Origin of the sequence: Thauera sp. (assembly GCF_034003485.1) — a bacterium.
In the GTDB taxonomy this organism is placed as follows: domain Bacteria; phylum Pseudomonadota; class Gammaproteobacteria; order Burkholderiales; family Rhodocyclaceae; genus Thauera.
In genome coordinates, this window is the sequence record NZ_JAVEYL010000020.1 from 19,988 (window position 1) to 35,449 (window position 15,462).

The 15,462-nt window shown below is 68.7% G+C and carries 15 protein-coding genes; 6 read left to right on the forward strand and 9 right to left on the reverse strand.

The window, feature by feature from the left end; genetic code table 11:
- Positions 1–27: 27 nt before the first annotated feature.
- Positions 28–858: a creatininase family protein gene (locus RBT54_RS12345; RefSeq protein WP_320367371.1), complete on the forward strand. Its 831-nt coding sequence runs from the start codon at positions 28–30 to the stop codon at positions 856–858.
- A 23-nt stretch (positions 859–881) separates the two neighbouring features.
- Here RBT54_RS12345 and ribA read toward each other — a convergent pair whose 3' ends face one another.
- Entirely contained in the window at positions 882–2,039 is a 1,158-nt protein-coding gene (gene ribA, locus RBT54_RS12350) for a GTP cyclohydrolase II (protein WP_320367372.1), read from the reverse strand.
- 95 nt (positions 2,040–2,134) lie between these two features.
- On the opposite strand from ribA, the gene RBT54_RS12355 reads away from it, so the two are divergent.
- The gene (locus RBT54_RS12355; protein WP_320367373.1) at positions 2,135–3,007 is read left to right on the forward strand and encodes a RibD family protein; all 873 of its coding nucleotides are present in this window, start codon (positions 2,135–2,137) and stop codon (positions 3,005–3,007) included.
- Here RBT54_RS12355 and RBT54_RS12360 read toward each other — a convergent pair.
- The 5 genes from RBT54_RS12360 to RBT54_RS12380 form a co-directional block, all read right to left on the reverse strand.
- Positions 2,913–3,950 (reverse strand): lysylphosphatidylglycerol synthase transmembrane domain-containing protein, encoded by a 1,038-nt coding sequence (locus RBT54_RS12360; RefSeq protein WP_320367374.1) that lies wholly within the window; start codon positions 3,948–3,950, stop codon positions 2,913–2,915. The genes RBT54_RS12355 and RBT54_RS12360 overlap by 95 nt on opposite strands.
- Positions 3,938–4,924 (reverse strand): class I SAM-dependent methyltransferase, encoded by a 987-nt coding sequence (locus RBT54_RS12365; RefSeq protein WP_320367375.1) that lies wholly within the window; start codon positions 4,922–4,924, stop codon positions 3,938–3,940. The genes RBT54_RS12360 and RBT54_RS12365 overlap by 13 nt, the downstream gene beginning before the upstream one ends.
- 29 nt (positions 4,925–4,953) lie before the next feature.
- The gene (locus tag RBT54_RS12370) at positions 4,954–6,030 is read right to left on the reverse strand and encodes a glycosyltransferase family 4 protein (protein WP_320367376.1); all 1,077 of its coding nucleotides are present in this window, start codon (positions 6,028–6,030) and stop codon (positions 4,954–4,956) included.
- Between the two features lie 112 nt (positions 6,031–6,142).
- Complete coding sequence (locus RBT54_RS12375) at positions 6,143–6,541, reverse strand: 6-carboxytetrahydropterin synthase (protein ID WP_320367377.1); 399 nt, start codon at positions 6,539–6,541, stop codon at positions 6,143–6,145.
- Entirely contained in the window at positions 6,529–7,572 is a 1,044-nt protein-coding gene (locus RBT54_RS12380) for a zinc-binding alcohol dehydrogenase (RefSeq protein ID WP_320367378.1), read from the reverse strand. Before RBT54_RS12380 ends, RBT54_RS12375 begins: the two co-directional genes overlap by 13 nt.
- A gap of 191 nt (positions 7,573–7,763) precedes the next feature.
- Here RBT54_RS12380 and RBT54_RS12385 point away from each other — a divergent pair, with 191 nt between their 5' ends.
- Together RBT54_RS12385 and RBT54_RS12390 are read left to right on the forward strand one after the other, a co-directional pair.
- On the forward strand, positions 7,764–8,498 hold the full coding sequence (locus RBT54_RS12385) for a CDP-alcohol phosphatidyltransferase family protein (protein ID WP_320367379.1): 735 nt from the start codon (positions 7,764–7,766) through the stop codon (positions 8,496–8,498).
- 74 nt (positions 8,499–8,572) lie between these two features.
- Positions 8,573–9,196: a YceI family protein gene (locus RBT54_RS12390; RefSeq protein ID WP_320367380.1), complete on the forward strand. Its 624-nt coding sequence runs from the start codon at positions 8,573–8,575 to the stop codon at positions 9,194–9,196.
- A gap of 32 nt (positions 9,197–9,228) precedes the next feature.
- On the opposite strand, the gene moaA is transcribed toward RBT54_RS12390, so the two are convergent.
- Positions 9,229–10,308: a GTP 3',8-cyclase MoaA gene (gene moaA, locus RBT54_RS12395; RefSeq protein WP_320367381.1), complete on the reverse strand. Its 1,080-nt coding sequence runs from the start codon at positions 10,306–10,308 to the stop codon at positions 9,229–9,231.
- Positions 10,309–10,477: 169 nt separating this feature from the next.
- Between moaA and RBT54_RS12400 the strand changes: the two genes are divergently transcribed.
- Positions 10,478–12,907 (forward strand): Lon protease family protein, encoded by a 2,430-nt coding sequence (locus tag RBT54_RS12400; protein WP_320367382.1) that lies wholly within the window; start codon positions 10,478–10,480, stop codon positions 12,905–12,907.
- A 137-nt stretch (positions 12,908–13,044) separates the two neighbouring features.
- Here the strand turns inward: RBT54_RS12400 and RBT54_RS12405 are convergent, their stop codons facing one another.
- Together RBT54_RS12405 and RBT54_RS12410 are read right to left on the reverse strand one after the other, a co-directional pair.
- Positions 13,045–14,004 carry a hypothetical protein gene (locus RBT54_RS12405; protein ID WP_320367383.1) on the reverse strand — a complete coding sequence of 320 codons (960 nt, stop codon included), beginning with the start codon at positions 14,002–14,004 and terminating at the stop codon, positions 13,045–13,047.
- A gap of 33 nt (positions 14,005–14,037) precedes the next feature.
- Entirely contained in the window at positions 14,038–14,358 is a 321-nt protein-coding gene (locus RBT54_RS12410; RefSeq protein ID WP_320367384.1) for a DUF1127 domain-containing protein, read from the reverse strand.
- A 256-nt stretch (positions 14,359–14,614) separates the two neighbouring features.
- Here RBT54_RS12410 and RBT54_RS12415 point away from each other — a divergent pair, with 256 nt between their 5' ends.
- The gene (locus tag RBT54_RS12415; RefSeq protein WP_320367385.1) at positions 14,615–15,358 is read left to right on the forward strand and encodes a response regulator; all 744 of its coding nucleotides are present in this window, start codon (positions 14,615–14,617) and stop codon (positions 15,356–15,358) included.
- Positions 15,359–15,462: the final 104 nt, after the last annotated feature.

Genomic DNA, 15,462 nt, shown 5'->3' on the forward strand with positions numbered 1-15,462 from the left:
TGAATGCCCTGCACGGAAACCGTATTCATGATTGCCCAGCCTGCGCTGCCCTGGTGGCAGGAACTCACGCCGCGCCAGATCGCCCGTCTTGCCGATGAGGACGGCGTCGCGATCCTGCCCCTGGCTGCCATCGAGCAACATGGCGAGCATCTGCCGCTGTCCACCGACCTCGACATTGCGCTCGGCCTGCTGCAGGCCGCGCTGCCGAAGCTGCGCCCCGGGCTGCCGGTGTGCGTGCTGCCGCCGCTGGCGGTGGGGCTGAGCCTTGAGCACGGTGCGTTTGCGGGGACGCTGAGCCTGAGCCCCGAGACTGCGCTGGCGACCATGGTGGAGCTGGGTGACAGCGTGGCACGCGCGGGTTTCCGCCGACTGATGCTGTTCAACAGCCACGGCGGCAACAAGGCCGTGCTCGATCTCGCCGCGCTGAAGCTGCGCGTCGCGCACCGGATGCTGGTGGTGCGGGCCAACTACTTCCGCTTTGCGCCCCCGCCCGATGCGCTGCCCGCCGCCGAGTTGCGTCACGGCCTGCATGGCGGCGCGCTGGAGACGGCGATGATGCTGCACCTGGCGCCGCACAAGGTGCGCAGAGAGGCGATTGCCGATTTCCCGTCCATCGGCCGCGACATGGCGGCACGTGGCCGCGTGCTCGGGCCCGAAGGCGAGGCGGGCTTTGCTTGGATGGCGCAGGACCTTAACCCTGGCGGTGCGACCGGCGATGCCCGGCTGGCCGATGCCGCGCTCGGCGAGCGTCTGGTCGAGCATTTCGCCACCGTTCTCGCACGTGTCATCGAAGATACCCACGATTTCGAACTTGCGTCCCTGGGCGCCCCTGACGAGCACGATCCGGCCCGAGGCTGAGTGCCGCAGCCGGAACCCTTCGCTCAGAGGCTGCTGGTTGCGCCTGGGGCGGGGAGGAGCTCGGGCTCGGCGGAGGCGGGTTCGTCCTGCTCCGTCAGCAGATCATGCAGCCAGTGGCCGTGGCGGTTGGCCTTGGTCTGCAGGTAGCGCTGGTTCTGGGTCGTGACCTCGCCGTAGATCGCCTGGCGGGCGACGACGTTGATGCCTGCGTGGTGCAGGGCTTCGACCTTGCTCGGGTTGTTGGTCAGCAGCAGAACCTTCTGGACGCCGAGTTGGTCGAGCATCTCGTGGGCGACGCGGAAATCGCGTTCGTCCTTGGAGAACCCGATGACCTGGTCGGCGTCGATGGTATCGAGGCCTTCGTCCTGCAGGCCGTAGGCGCGCAGCTTGTTGGCGAGCCCGATGCCGCGACCCTCCTGCGACAGGTAAAGCAGAACGCCGCCGCCTTGGGCGTTGATCGCGGCAACGCCGCGGCGTAGTTGCTCGCCGCAGTCGCAACGCAGGCTGCCGAAGAGGTCTCCGGTGAGGCAGGACGAATGCAGTCGCACCGGGACCGCCTCGGGCCACTGGGCGGCATCGCCGATCACGATCGCCACGTGTTCGTGCACACCGTCGCCCTCGCGAAACAGCACGAAACGGCTGTTCTCGGCCTCAGCGAGCGGCACACGGGCTTCGCTGATGCGAGTGAGCGCTCCGGGACCGCTTTCGCACAGTTGCTGCGCCTCTGCCGCGCTGACCGCGAGCAGGTTTCCGCTTGCCACTTCGGCAGCGACCGCTTCGTTCTGCGCGGGTGTTACGGTACAGGCAACGGCGGCGGGTACGAGTTGCGCGCGGCCGAGCAGGCGCAGAGCGGCGCGTTCGCCATCATTGCACCGCGTTTCAGTGGCGCCGGCAGGCAGGGCGGCGCCGTGCATCCATGCCAGTTCGCGCAGGACGCGGCTCGACGGCAGCGGCGCGAGGGCGAGTGAAACCGCGTCGCGTGCGCCGTCGTGTCCGAGCGCGACCATGCGGTGCTGGCTCAGTATGAGTCGGGCAGGGGAGCCGGACAGGGATTGGAGCGCGGCGAGCGCGTCGTCATCAAGCCCCTCGACCGCCTGGACCAGGCTGTCGCCGGCGGGTTGGCGCAGCAGGATCGGAAGTCCGCGTCGCAGGTCGAAGAGGGCACGCTCGGCTTGGCGCATTTGTTTTTCTCCGTGGGGATGTTCATGTTCGCCCGGGTGCGATGCGCGTCTGGTTCGAGCTTCGCGGGTGCAAACCGTATTTTAAGGAATGATGAATGTCGGACAGACTTCTACCAGATTGGGGCTGGGCCTGCATCCTGCAAGCCCGTCATGCTGATTGGGCCGCGCGCCGCACGACAAGTTTCATCGTCGACGAGGTCGCGATCGAAATAGATCCGGGGGGCGCCTGGCGTTGCGCAGCCGAGCCGTCTGCAGAGACCGCCGAGCTGCTCGATCTGTTCCTTCCGCTGGTGGCGCAAGCGGGGCCGTGGGTGATCGCCCAGCTCGGGCAAAGCCTGGACGGCCGCATCGCCACCGCGAGCGGTGCCTCGCACTACATCAACGCCATCGAGGCGCGCGCCCACCTGCATCGCCTGCGTGCGCTGGTCGATGCGGTGGTGGTGGGCGTGGGCACGGTGAACGCAGACGATCCGCAGCTCACCGTGCGCCATGTGTCCGGGGCCAATCCGCTGCGCGTGGTGCTCGATCCGAAGAGCCGGGCGGCGACGCAGGCGCGGGTGTTTCACGAAGCCGCTGCGCCCACGCTGCATCTGGTGTCCGATTCCCGGCCTCCCCTGCCGGACGATTCCACCCCCCTGGCTCCCGGCGAGCTCCGGCGTTGCGTCCTGCCCTGCGGCGCCGAGGGCTTCGAGCCCGCAGCAGTCCTGCGCTGGCTGCGCGAGGCCGGATACCGGCGGGTGCTGGTCGAAGGCGGCGGAGTGACCGTGTCGCGTTTCCTGCAGGCGGGCGTGCTCGATCGGTTGCACGTGATGGTGGCGCCGATGCTGATCGGCTCGGGGCGCCCCGGTCTGGTATTGCCACCGATCGATACGCTCAACGAGGCGATTCGTCCTGCAAGCCGGTGTTTCGCCTGTGGCGTGGATACGCTGTTCGATCTTGATCTTCGCGCTTCTGATCTGAGGGTGTAGGCGCGGGGTCTGCCGACCCGCGGTGAAACATCATCAGCGCGCCCGGCAGGCTCGACAGCAGGATGACGAGGCCGTAGCTGATCGAGATTGCGACACCTTGTGCGGGGTCGAGCCCGGCTGCCTGCCAGACCAGGGCCGCGGCCCCCTCGCGAACGCCCCAGCCTGCGATCGACAGCGGAATTGCCATCGCCAGCAGCACCCAGGGCACCAGTGGCGCGCTCGTCGCTACCGGCGTGCCGACGCCGATCATGCGCATGCAGCACAGGTAGACGCCGACGTAACTGGCCACGATCAGCAGCGAGGCGAGCAATTGGCGCAGGAAAACCTCGCGCGCGAGCAGTGCTTCCTGCACTGCTCCTCGAAAACGGACGACATGACCGCGGATCCACCACAGCGTCATGCCAACGAGCGCAAGGAGCAGGACAAGCGCGAGCAGCAGGGGTGAATTCGATCCGCTACCGGACGAGGCGAACAGCCGTGCGCTGGCCGCTTGCAGCTCGGGAGAGATGACCAGCGTCGCCAGCACGACGGCGAGCAGGGCAAGCTGGCCCGAGGCGCGCTCGATGAGGACCGCATGCCAGGCCGCCATGCCGACCGGCATCCCGCCCGCGGCTTGCGTTTGCGGGCGACGGGCGTGGCGCCAGGCGCGCGCTGCGTCGCCCATCACACCGCCGGGCAGGATCTGGTTGAGGAAGGTGGCGACGTAGTACTCGCGCAGCGCCTCGCCAAAGCCGAGCGGCGCGCCGAGGCGGTTCGCGGTGAGCCGCCAGCGCCAGGCCGACAGGGCCACCTGCGGGAAGCTCAGCGCCAGCGCTGCAGCCAGCCAGCTTGGTTGCGGTGCCGAAAAGGCGGCGGCGAGGGTTTTCGGCTCGAGCCAGAGCACGATCGCCGTCATCAGCCCGAGGCTTGCGGCCAGGCGCGGCAGGGGCTTCAGTCCGCGCACGGCGCGGCGCGGGGCGGTGTGGCGAACAAGTCGAGGTGGCCGACTTCGAGCGCGCCGCCGCCGGGCCCACCGTCGCGCCCGCGGTCGTGGTCACAGTCGGTGATGCGCCGTGCGTGCCATGCCGCGATGCGCGCGCACTCGTCAGGCTGCTGCGCGCTGGCGGCGTCGCGCCAGCCGTCGATGAGCGCAAGCGCCAGCGCCGCGTGTGCGGGTTGGTCAAGGCGCAGTCGCCAGGGACTGGGCATGAGGCGGACCTGGAAGCCGCGCTCCTCGAGGCGTGTGGCAAGGGTGGACGCGGCGTCGGGGCCGAGGGCGGCGCCCAGGCCCTTGTCGCGGCGCTGGTGGGCGTTGAAGGCCGTGCGCACAAAGTCGTCATCCGCAGCGGCGATCGCGAGCGCAGCCTTGGTCGCCGCGGCGTCGGGCAGGAAGCGCCAAGTGCCGTCCACGCTCAGGGTGACCAGCAGTGCGCTGCCGGTCGTGGCGCACGCGTCGGCGAGTTGGTCGAGCCAGGCGGTATCCACCAGGTCGAGCAGGGCCGAAGCGCAGACGAGATCCGTACCCGCAAGCGTTGACGCGTCGATGCGGCCAAGATCCAGGCAATGCGTGTCGACACTGGCCGATGCTCCCTCTGCGTCGCGCAATCCGGCGCACGCGGTCAGCGCCCGGGCAAGGAGCCCGGCATCGTGGTCGATCAGCGTCCAGTGCTGGGGACCGGGCAGGCGCGGGGCGAGGTGGCAGGGGTTGGCGCCGCTGCCGCTGCCAAGGTCGATCAGGCGCAGCGGCTGGCCAGGCGCAGCCGCCGACCGGCGCTGGCGCAGCCAGTCGGCAGCGCGCGCCTCGAGTTCGGGCGCGCGCGCTGCACTGTCTGCCACCTTGCGCAGGGCGAGCCAGCTCGCGTCGAAGCAGGCGTCAGGATGCGGCTGGGGGGCGGACTGAGCTTGGGTGTCGAGGGTGCTTTCGTCGTTGGAGGCCATTGGATGACTCGCGCGAGGTTGCAGGGCGTTCAAGGCCCGATCGGGGTGGAGGCCGGTGATCGTTCCATCCGGCTCAGCGCGGCGGCGAACTCGGCGCCGGCGCGCGGCCAGTCGCGCAGCACCGCGCGCGCCTTGCGGGCGCCGTCGCGCAGGGCGTGGCGCCGGCTGCGGTTCCCGATCAGCGTGCCCAGGGCTTCGGCGAGTGCATCGACGTTGTCGGGCGGGACGGCGATTCCGGCGCCGGCGGGCAGGGTCTCGGCCAGCGCACCGCCCGTGGTGGTGAGTACCGGCAGGCCGGCCGAGATGGCCTCGGACACCACCATGCCGTAGCCCTCGTAGTGCGAGGGCAGCACGAAGAGATCCGCGCCCGCATAGGCCGCGCGCAGCTGCGCGTCGTCGCATTCGCCGTGGAGCTGGATGCGTTCATCGAGACCGGCTTTCGCGATGAGCCCAGCAAGGGCATGGGCGAAGTGTGGGTCACGTGCGCTGCTGCCGATGCAGTCGCAATGCCAGGGTAGTTCGTGCAGGCGGTGCAGTGCGCGCACGAGCAGGTCCTGGCCCTTGCGTGGGCTCAGGGTGCCGACGCACAGCAGCCGCGGTGAGTCCCCGTCGGCGAGGGCCAGCGGCAGCGGCGTGACGCCCGGCTCGACCGTACCCACCCGGGACGGCTGAAGGCCGAAGTCCGCGATCCGGCGTGCGGTGTAGTTGCTGGTTGTGATCACGAGCCGGGCGGCCGCGAGTGCCGCGCGCTCGCTGGCGAGCAGGCAGTGCCGGCGTGCGACGCTCAGCCCGCGCTCGTCGGCGAGCGGGTGATGCACGAGCGCGACGAGCCTCAGGCGGTAACCATGCCGGATCGCGACCTCTGGCAGGCCGCCGAGCGCGAGTCCATCGACCACCACCTGGCGGCCGCTCGGCAAGGCGGAGAGCGTCTGCTCCAGCGCATCGCGCGCCGTCGCATCAGCCTCGGGGAATCGGCCGGGGAGACCATGCACATCGACCGTCCAGCCGAGCCGGCGCAACTCGGCGACGATGTGCGCGTCGTAGAGGTAGCCGCCCGTGCGCTGCGCGGGGTCGCCAGGCACGATGAAGTCGAGGCGTTGGGTCATGCGCCCGATTCTGCGGGCGTTGGCGGGCGTTGGCGAACGGTGCGGCGGGCTAGTGCCGAAGCGGGCCCGGCCGACGCGCGCAGGGCGGCGGGACGGGCCGCGGTCGGCCCAATCACAGCGCACCCTCGTAGCCCGCCCAGGCGATGTGCGACTCGTGCAGGGTCACCTTCAGGCGCTCCAGTCCCCGTGCGCCGGCGCCGAGCTTGCCGGCGCGGATCGCAGCCGCCATGCGATCGAAGATCACCCGGGCCATGAACTCGGTGGTGGTGTTGCGGCCGCGGAATTCCGGCTCGTCGTCCAGGTTGCGGAAGTTGAGGTCGGCGAGCAGGGTCTTGAGGGCCTCGCCGGCCAGGCCGATATCGACCACCAGGCCGTCGGCGTCGAGTTCGCTGCGCTGAAAGCACGCATCAACGAGGTAGGTCGCGCCGTGCATGCGTTGGGCAGGTCCGAAGATGGCGCCCTGGAAGCTGTGGGCGATCATGATGTGGTCGCGGACGGTCAGGCTGTACATGAAGGATCTCCGGAGTGGGGCGTGTGGGCGTCCAGGGTGCTGACGCCGGGGTAGCGAATGCGTTCGCACAGGGCACCGGCCGGCGTATACGCGAGGCGTTGCATCAGCGCCGGCAGGTCCTGGAATCCGGTTTCGCCGCTGATCAGCGCATCGAGCCGTGGATCGACGAGCTGGGACAGCGCAAGTTCCATGCGCCGACGATAATGCCAACGCGGGCTGCGTTGCGGGGGGATATGGCCGACCTGGCTGGATTTGATGTTGAGCCGGCGGGCGTGGAAGGCGCCGCCCAGCCCTACCGTCACCGCAGTACGGCCGTACCAGCTCATCTCGATCACGCTTGCTTCCTGCCCGGCAAGATCGAGTGCGGTGCTCAGCCCGGCCGGATGGCCGCTGGCATGGAAGACGAGGTCGCACTCTGCGCGTGCGTTCGCGGGCAAACGGTGGGTCAGACCGAGGGCACGCGCGATCTGCGCACGGCCGGGATCGATGTCGATGAGCTCCACCTCGGTGCCCGGAATGCGCGCGCACAGCCACGCGACCAGGCTGCCCACCACGCCCGCGCCGACGACTGCGATGCGATCGCCCATTCCCGGGGCGCCGTCCCAGCACGCGTTGAGCGCGGTTTCCATGTTGGCGGCCAGCACGGCGCGCGCCGGCGACAGGCCGGGCGGCAGCGGGATGACGGCGCTTGCCGGCACGAGGTAGCGGTCCTGGTGCGGGTGCAGGCAGAACACCGTGCGCCCGTGCAGTGCGGCGGCTTGCGGACCGGCGCCGTCCTCGACGACGCCGACGCTGATGTAGCCATATTTGACCGGTCCGGGAAAGTCGCCTTCCTGAAAGGGGGCACGCATGCGCTGGTATTCGCTCTCGGGCACCTCGCCGCGAAAGACCAGGCTCTCGGTGCCGCGGCTGACGGCGCTGTAGAGGCTGCGTACGAGCACCTCTCCCGTAGCGGGTGGGCGCAGCACAGCGGGGCGCAGTTCGCCCCGGCCGTAGCCTGTGCTCCAGAAGGCGAGGCTGGTGTCGGACATCGTTTGGTCCTTGGGTCGAATGTCATGCGCAGGGAGTGATCTGGCTTGGAGGGCCGCGTGCCTCCGCTGTGCTGTCCATGCAGCCCTTGTGCGAACCCTTTGCCGCGGCAGATGATCGAAGCGAGCATGGTAGCAGGGGCGCGGGATCCGGGTCTTCGGTCACTACGGGAAGGCGGTGTGAGGACAAAGCATTGATCAAGGAAGACGGGGTGGATTCGGGGCGCGGGTCAGTGCCGGTTGCAGCACTGGAAGTTCTGGCAGCGCTTACGATGCTGGCGGGTTTGTCAGCGCTCGCGATGACGGTTTTCGATCTACCTCCCCAGGCAATGTGGGCGGCGGTAGGCGTGCTGCTTGCATTGTGCGCGGCGGTCCTGCATCAATGGCCGGATCTGCGCACCACGCTGGGGCCGGCGAACCGGGTGACGCTGGGACGGGCGGTGCTGGTGGCGCTGGTTGCAGGTGCGCTCGCCGCGCCGGAATGGACGCAAGGGCATGCCGCCTGGGTGGCAGCGATTGCAGGGATTGCACTTGCGCTCGATGGCATCGACGGCTGGGTGGCGCGGCGCTGGCGCTGCGCCAGCGCCTTCGGGGCGCGCTTCGACATGGAACTCGACGCCTTGCTCATCCTGGTGCTGTGCGTGCATCTGCTGGTGATGGGCAAAGCGGGAAGCTGGGTGCTCGCCATCGGCGCGATGCGCTACGCATTCGTGGCCGCGATGCGGTTGTGGGCCTGGCTCGATGGTCCGCTGCCCGAGAGCACGCGGCGCAAGCTGGTGTGCGTGTGGCAGGTCGCCAGCTTGCTGCTGTGCCTGCTGCCGGTCGTGGATGCGGGATGGGCGGCGCCGCTGCTGGCGCTGGCACTTGGCCTGCTGGCGTGGTCCTTCGCGGTGGATGTGCGCTGGCGGTACGTGCACGGAAGCAGGTGAGCTGAAGCAGTTGAATGATGCAGTGCAATAAGTCGGGCGCAACCAATCAACGAAGTGCGATGGAGGAAGACACGATGACCAGAAGAGCCCCTGTTCCCACCTTGCGCCGCCTGCTTGCCGCGGGCGTGTTCCTCGCTGCGGCCAGTGCCGGCCAGGCCTGGGCCGAGCCGCGCACCTACACGATCGACCCCGATCATTTCGCGATCGGATTTCAGATCGATCACCTCGGTTACGCGGATGTGATTGGCATGTTCCTGAAGGGTAGCGGGAGTTTCGTGTATGACGAGACGACGCGCACGCTGTCGTCGGGGCGCGTGGTGGTGGCAGCGGACAGCGTGTTCAGCAACCACAAGGCGCGCGACCGGCATGTACGCGACAGCGACTTCCTCGATGCCGATCGTCATCCCGAGATCGTGTTCGAGGCCACCGCCTTCGAGACGGTGATGGAGAACGGCGGCCGGCTCGACGGCCGCCTGAGCGGCACACTGACGCTGCTCGGGCAGACCCACCCGGTAATACTGGAGGTATCGCTGAACAAGGCAGCAACTTACCCCTTCGGCCACCGCAAGCACACGCTGGGCATCTCGGCCCGCACGACCTTGCAGCGCAGCCAGTGGGGCATGAGCTACGGGGTGAACAACGGCATGGTCGGCGATGAGGTGCTGCTCAGCTTCGAGTTCGAGGCAATGCGCGACTGAGCACGCTTGCCGGGTTCAGCGCCGGGGCCGACTCAACCGCCGATGTAGGACATCTCGATCTTGCGCAACGCTGCCGTGTCGGCGGTGCGGATCTCGGAGTAACGGTCTTCGCGCTGCTGCCAGACGTGGGCGATGGCGGCGTCGATCCGGGCGTCGTCGGCGCCTTCGCGTAGCAGCGTGCGCAGGTCATGGCCATGCTGGGCGAACAGGCAGGTGTAGAGCTTGCCCTCGGTCGACAGCCGGATGCGGGTGCACGTGGCGCAGAAGGCCTGAGTGACCGACGAGATCACCCCGATCTCGCCGGCGCCGTCCCTGTAGCGCCAGCGCTCGGCGACCTCGCCTTCGTAGTTGGGGTCGATCGGCTCGACCGGGAACTGGCTGTCGATGCGGGCGATGACTTCGCGCGATGGCAGCACTTCGTCCATCTTCCAGCCGTTGGACGCGCCCACGTCCATGAACTCGATGAAGCGCAGGATGTGGCCGCTGTGGCGGAAGTGGGCAGCCATGGCCTCGATGTCGCCGTCGTTGGTACCGCGCTTGACCACCATGTTGACCTTGATCGGCCCCAGGCCGACCGACTTCGCCGCCTCGATGCCTTCGAGCACCCTGGCGACCGGGTAGTCGGCGTCGTTCATGCGCCGGAACAGCGCATCGTCGAGCGCGTCCAGGCTCACCGTGACGCGGTGCAGGCCGGCGTCCTTCAGGCGGCGCGCGAGCTTGGGCAGAAGCACGCCGTTGGTGGTGAGCGTGATCTCCACACCGGGCAGCCGCGCCAGCATCTCGATCAGGCGATCGACGTCCTTGCGCAGCAGCGGCTCGCCGCCGGTGATGCGGATCTTGCGCACGCCGCGAGCGACGAACAGGCTCGCCACGCGCACGATCTCCTCGAAGCTGAGCAGTTCGCGCCGGGGCATGAAGGTGTAGTCGTCGCCGAACACCTCGCGCGGCATGCAGTACACGCAGCGGAAGTTGCAGCGGTCGGTGACCGAGATGCGCAGGTCGCGCACGCCGCGCCCACGGCGATCGAGCAGCGAGGCGCCGGGAGGCGGGCTCAGCGCAGTGTCGGGGGTGACGATGGTGGACGCGGCCTGCTGGATCGGGATGACTTTCATGGTCGGCAGCGGATTCGGGTTGGGGGATTATCAGTACATGGACAGCGCGGTGCAAGGCGAGGTTCGCCCGCCGTGGGCCTGCGGCGAGCCTACTGCAGGCCTCGGGCCGTTGCAGCGCGAGGTGTATCATTGCGCTCCGTGCCACGCGGCACCAGGAGAATAATCAAATATGGCCGATCTCGTGCCGCTGCCGTCCACGGCATTGCGCAAGCGCTGCGACCCCGCCTGCTTCAGCTTCGAAACCACCGAATCCCTTGCCGACCATGCCGGCGACCTGGGCCAGGAGCGCGCCGTCGAGGCGATCCGCTTCGGGCTGGCCATGGGCCATTCCGGCTACCACGTCTTCGTGCTCGGCGATGCGGGCAGCGGCAAGCACGCTACGACCTTCCGCCTGCTGCGCGACCGCGCGGCGAGCGAGCCGGTGCCGCCCGACCTGTGCTACCTGCACAACTTCGACGAGGCGCTCAAGCCCCGCCTGCTGACCCTGCCCGCGGGGCGTGGTGGCGCACTGCGCGCGCTCATGCAGACCTTCATCCGCGACCTCGGGCCGGCGCTGTCGGCCGCGCTCGACAGCGATGCGCACGTCGAGCGCGTCGAGTCGCTGCAGAACGCCCACAAGGCCCGCGAAGAGGGCGCGCTGCGCGAACTCGGCCAGGCCTGTGCCACGGACGGGATCTCGCTGCTGCAGACCCCCGAGGGCTTCGTCTTTGCGCCGACACGGGGCGATGACGTGCTGTCGCCCGAGGCCTTCGAGGCCCTGCCGGAGGGCGAGCGCCACGACATCGAAGCGCGCATCACGGCCTGGAGCAACAAGCTCGAGGATCTGCTCAACGACTTTCCCGGCTGGCGTAAGGCGGTGCGCGAGTCGATCGAGCGTGCCGAGCACGAGGTTCTCGAGCCGGCCGTGTCCCACCTGCTGCGCGAGGTGCGCGAGGCGCATGCGGATCTGGCCGAGGTGCTGGTCTTCCTCGATGCGGTGCAGCACGACGTGCTCGACAGCGCGATCAAGGGCACGATGCTCGACGAGGACGACGAGGAAGCGCCCGAGCCCGAGGAAAACACCCGCTACCACCGCTACCAGGTCAAGCTCCTGGTGGATCATTCCGGCTCGCAGGGCGCGCCGGTGGTGTTCGAGAACAATCCGGGCTATGGCAACCTCATCGGCCGCATCGAGCACATCGTGCAGCAGGGCAACCAGGTCAGCCACTTCAACCTGATCCGTGCGGGCGCGTTGCACCGCGCCAATGGCGGCTATCTGGTGCTCGACGCCGAGCGCCTGCTGTCGCAGCCCTTCGCGTGGGAAGGCCTCAAGCGCTGCCTGCGTGCTGGCGAGATCCGCATCGAGCCGCCGGCGGAGGCGCAAGGCTGGAGTGGCGCGCTGACGCTCGAGCCCGAGGCCGTGTCGAGCGCCTTGAAGGTGGTGCTGATCGGCGATCGCGACGTCTATTACCTGCTCATGGAGCACGACCCCGAGTTCGCCGATCTGTTCAAGGTGGCCGCTGACTTCAACGACGACATCCTGCGCACGCCGGAAAACGAATGTGAATATGCCCGCCTGATGGCACTGCTCGCGCGCGGTGCCAAGCTGCTGCCGGTGGATCGCAGCGGTGTCGCCCGCCTGGTGGAAGAGGCTTCACGGCTTGCCGAGGATGCGGGTCGCCTGTCGCTGAACACGCGCGCGTTATCCGATCTGATGCGCGAGGCCGACTTCCACGCCCGCCAGAAGGGCCTCGTCACCACCGGTCGGGTCGAGGTCGAGGATGCGCTGGCCGCGCGCGAGCGCCGCTGCAACCGCTACCCGACGCGGGTGCGGGAGTCCATCCTCGACGGCACGACGCTGATTTCCACCGACGGTGAGCGTGCCGGTCAGATCAACGGCCTGGTGGTGATCGAGCTGGCCGGCGAGCGCTTCGGCCACCCCGTGCGCATCACCGCCACCGTGCGCATGGGCGAGGGCGACGTGGTCGACATCGAGCGCGAGACCGAGCTCGGCGGCGCCATCCACTCCAAGGGCGTGCTGATCCTGTCCGCCTTTCTCGCCGCACGCTACGCCCGCCACCAGCCCATGTCGCTGTCGGCGAGCCTGGTGTTCGAGCAGTCGTATGCGCCGGTCGAGGGCGACTCGGCCTCGCTCGCCGAGTTGTGCGCGCTGTTGTCGGCGCTGACGCAGATCCCGATCCAGCAGCGCTTTGCGATCACCGGCTCGGTGAACCAGTTCGGGGAGGTGCAGGTGATCGGTGGCGTGAACGAGAAGATCGAGGGCTTCTTCGACCTGTGCTCGGCGCGTGGGCTCGATGGCTCGCACGGCGTGGTGATTCCTGCCGCCAGCATGCGTCACCTGATGTTGCGTGAGGACGTGGTGCAGGCGGCTGCAGAGGGGCGTTTCCACATCCACTCGGTGAAGACGGTCGACGAGGCGATGACCGTACTGACCGGCGTCGAAGCCGGCGAGCCGGATGCCAAGGGCGTGATTCCGAAAGGCACGCTCAACCACAAGGTCGCCACCGTGCTGGCCGAGATGACGGCGGCGCGCCACGCGTATTCGGACGCCGAAGGCTCGGCGGGTTCGCGCCAGCACCGGCGGCGGCACGGGGTTTAGGCGGCCCCGCCCTCCGGGGCGGGGCCGCAGTCGGCAGTGGCCTCAGCGCCGGCCGACGATCATGCTCAGCAGCAGGGCGTGCACCATCATCAGCGCGCGCCATGCGACGAAGCCCGCTTGGCGGCGGATGACTCCGATCAGTGCAGGACCCGGTTCACGTCCTCGATGATCGGGCCGAGCGCACCGGCGATGCGCTGGAACTGCGCCGCATCGATCAGGCCCCCCAGTACCGCCTGGAAGCGCTCGCCCTGTACACCGGACACGATGTACTGCCAGCGGTAGGCGCGCAGCACGGTGGCATGCACTTGGGCCGCCTCGGCGGGGGTGAGGCTGCGTCCGCTGCTGGTGACGAAGTAGTCGGCGTCGGCCCTGGCCTGCGCCTGTAGGATGCCGTCGACCGCCGCCACCAGGCCGATCAGGTCATCGACCGCGCGGTCGCGCTCGGCCGGGCTCAGGCGCGAGTCCTCGCGCAGCCATTCGAGCTCGTCGAGGATGGCGTGCTGCGACTCCTCGCGGGCGTGGTGCAGGAAGACGTCCTTCCACAGTTCGGACAGGTTGTCATCGGGCTCGATGCTGCTGTGGTAGTGCAGCAGGACGAAGATCTCGATGTGGCAGATCAGCCCGAGCACCGCCCACTTCGACGCCGACAGCACCGCACGCGCGACCTCGTCCGGATCGGGAACGAACACGTAGCCATCGGGCATGCCCGCGGCGGCCATGCGCTCCAGGCGGCGGAACATTTCCTGGTGCTTGATCTCCTCGTCGGTGAAGCGCACCAGCGCCTCGAGCGCGACTTGATCGCCGAACCAGTGGTCGCGGCTTACATCGAGCACCTGGGCGCTGATGAAGCGCTCCACCAGGCCGAAGATGTTGGCGTAGGAGCGGCCCTGGATCTGCGACAGGAAGCGGCGTTCCGCCGGCAGCAGGAAGGGCAGCGCATCGATGCGGGACAGGCCGTCGGGCAGGAACTTCTTGTTGAAGTCGAACTGGCGGCCACGGATGACGTCGTGATCGATGTCGAAACGCACGCGCTTCGAGACCTCGACGGCCTTGGCGTAACGCTGGGCGGATAGCGCGGTGTGGATGGTGGTTTGCATGATGATGCTCCTTGGGGTGGTGGGGTGAAACGCTCAATACAGGGGGGCGACGGAGTTCTTTGCGCTGTGCCGGCGGCTCGGTTCGGCCTGGCCTTCGAGCTCGGCGCACAGTGAGTCGAGTTCGGCGCGGTGAAGGCCGATGTCCTTCAGCGTGCGCTCGTCGAGATCGGCGAGCAGGCGGCGCTGGACGCGCAGCGCGCGTGCAGCACGGCGGCGCGTCCGTGCTTCGCGCAGCGCTGCCGCGACGTAGGCCGCGAGCTGGAGGATCTCGTCGAGGGCGCGGCGGATGCGGCGGGCGGGCTTGCCGGGCAGGGTGGTCGAGGCGTCCAGGCGGGGGTCGCTAAGGGCTTTCATGTTGCAGTCTCCTTCCAGGGGGTGGGGCCTCGCCGACCGCACTGCCCAATGGGCCGATTCCGGTCGTCGATGGCTGCATGCTAGGGAGGGCTGGTATCGCGCTTCTTTCGCTTCCGCGCGTCCTGGTATCGCTGTGTAATCGGGCTGTTTCCGGACCGGACTGGCGCGGGCGGTGGCGGGAAGTGCGCCTTGATCGGGGGCGGGACGGCGTCCACACTGGGATTGACGCTTCGGCATGAAGGAGGAGGAATCGGACATGGAAGCGATCGGCCGCGTCCTGGTGGTGGATGACGACCCCGATGTCAGGACGATGCTTTCGGAGTACCTGTCCACACACGGGCTGGAGGTGGCGACCGCGGACTGCGGCGCCGCGATGCTCGAGGCCTTGGCGCGCGCCGTGCCCGATGTCGTGTTGCTGGACCTGCGCCTGCCCGGGGAGGACGGGCTGACGCTGTTGCGCTACCTGCGCCAGCGCCACGCGGTCGGGGTGCTGATCGTGACCGGTGTCGGCGAGGTGGTGGACCGGGTGGTGGGGCTGGAGATGGGCGCGGACGATTACATTGCCAAGCCCTTCGAGCCGCGAGAACTGCTTGCGCGGATCAAGAGCGTGCTGCGCCGGATGGTGCCCCTGGCAGCGGGCGCAGCGGGCGCGGAGACGGCGACCCCGTCCTCCGCGGGATTTGCGCGCAATGAGGCCATGGTCGCGGTCGGCGAATGCCGGCTCGACCTGCGCGCCCACCGCCTGTTCGATGCCGCGGGCGAGGAGCTGATGCTCACCGCGATGGAGTTCGAGCTGCTGAAGGCCTTCGTCGAGCGCCCCAACCAGGTGCTGTCGCGCGACCAGTTGTTGACGCTCACCCGCAATCGCGAGTGGGAGCCCTTCGACCGCTCGATCGACATCCGCATCGCCCGCCTGCGGCGCAAGGTCGAACCCGATCCGGAACGCCCCCGCCTGATCCGCACGGTGCGGAGTGCCGGCTACATGTACGTGCCGGCGTGAGCAGCCGTGCGGTGCTGGTGCGTGTAACCGGCGTGTTTCCTTCGTAACCCTGCGGTAACCACAGGCGATGGATTGCGGCCGCCGGCTACATTGGAAGGAGCAAT

Excerpts from the sequence above, each read along its gene's own strand:
- RBT54_RS12345 (WP_320367371.1), top strand. The coding sequence starts at position 28 with ATGATTGCCCAGCCTGCGCTGCCCTGGTGGCAGGAACTCACGCCGCGC.
- ribA (WP_320367372.1), bottom strand. The coding sequence starts at position 2,039 with ATGCGCCAAGCCGAGCGTGCCCTCTTCGACCTGCGACGCGGACTTCCG.
- RBT54_RS12355 (WP_320367373.1), top strand. The coding sequence starts at position 2,135 with ATGTCGGACAGACTTCTACCAGATTGGGGCTGGGCCTGCATCCTGCAA.
- RBT54_RS12365 (WP_320367375.1), bottom strand. The coding sequence starts at position 4,924 with ATGGCCTCCAACGACGAAAGCACCCTCGACACCCAAGCTCAGTCCGCC.
- RBT54_RS12370 (WP_320367376.1), bottom strand. The coding sequence starts at position 6,030 with ATGACCCAACGCCTCGACTTCATCGTGCCTGGCGACCCCGCGCAGCGC.
- RBT54_RS12375 (WP_320367377.1), bottom strand. The coding sequence starts at position 6,541 with ATGTACAGCCTGACCGTCCGCGACCACATCATGATCGCCCACAGCTTC.
- RBT54_RS12380 (WP_320367378.1), bottom strand. The coding sequence starts at position 7,572 with ATGTCCGACACCAGCCTCGCCTTCTGGAGCACAGGCTACGGCCGGGGC.
- RBT54_RS12390 (WP_320367380.1), top strand. The coding sequence starts at position 8,573 with ATGACCAGAAGAGCCCCTGTTCCCACCTTGCGCCGCCTGCTTGCCGCG.
- moaA (WP_320367381.1), bottom strand. The coding sequence starts at position 10,308 with ATGAAAGTCATCCCGATCCAGCAGGCCGCGTCCACCATCGTCACCCCC.
- RBT54_RS12400 (WP_320367382.1), top strand. The coding sequence starts at position 10,478 with ATGGCCGATCTCGTGCCGCTGCCGTCCACGGCATTGCGCAAGCGCTGC.
- RBT54_RS12405 (WP_320367383.1), bottom strand. The coding sequence starts at position 14,004 with ATGCAAACCACCATCCACACCGCGCTATCCGCCCAGCGTTACGCCAAG.
- RBT54_RS12410 (WP_320367384.1), bottom strand. The coding sequence starts at position 14,358 with ATGAAAGCCCTTAGCGACCCCCGCCTGGACGCCTCGACCACCCTGCCC.
- RBT54_RS12415 (WP_320367385.1), top strand. The coding sequence starts at position 14,615 with ATGGAAGCGATCGGCCGCGTCCTGGTGGTGGATGACGACCCCGATGTC.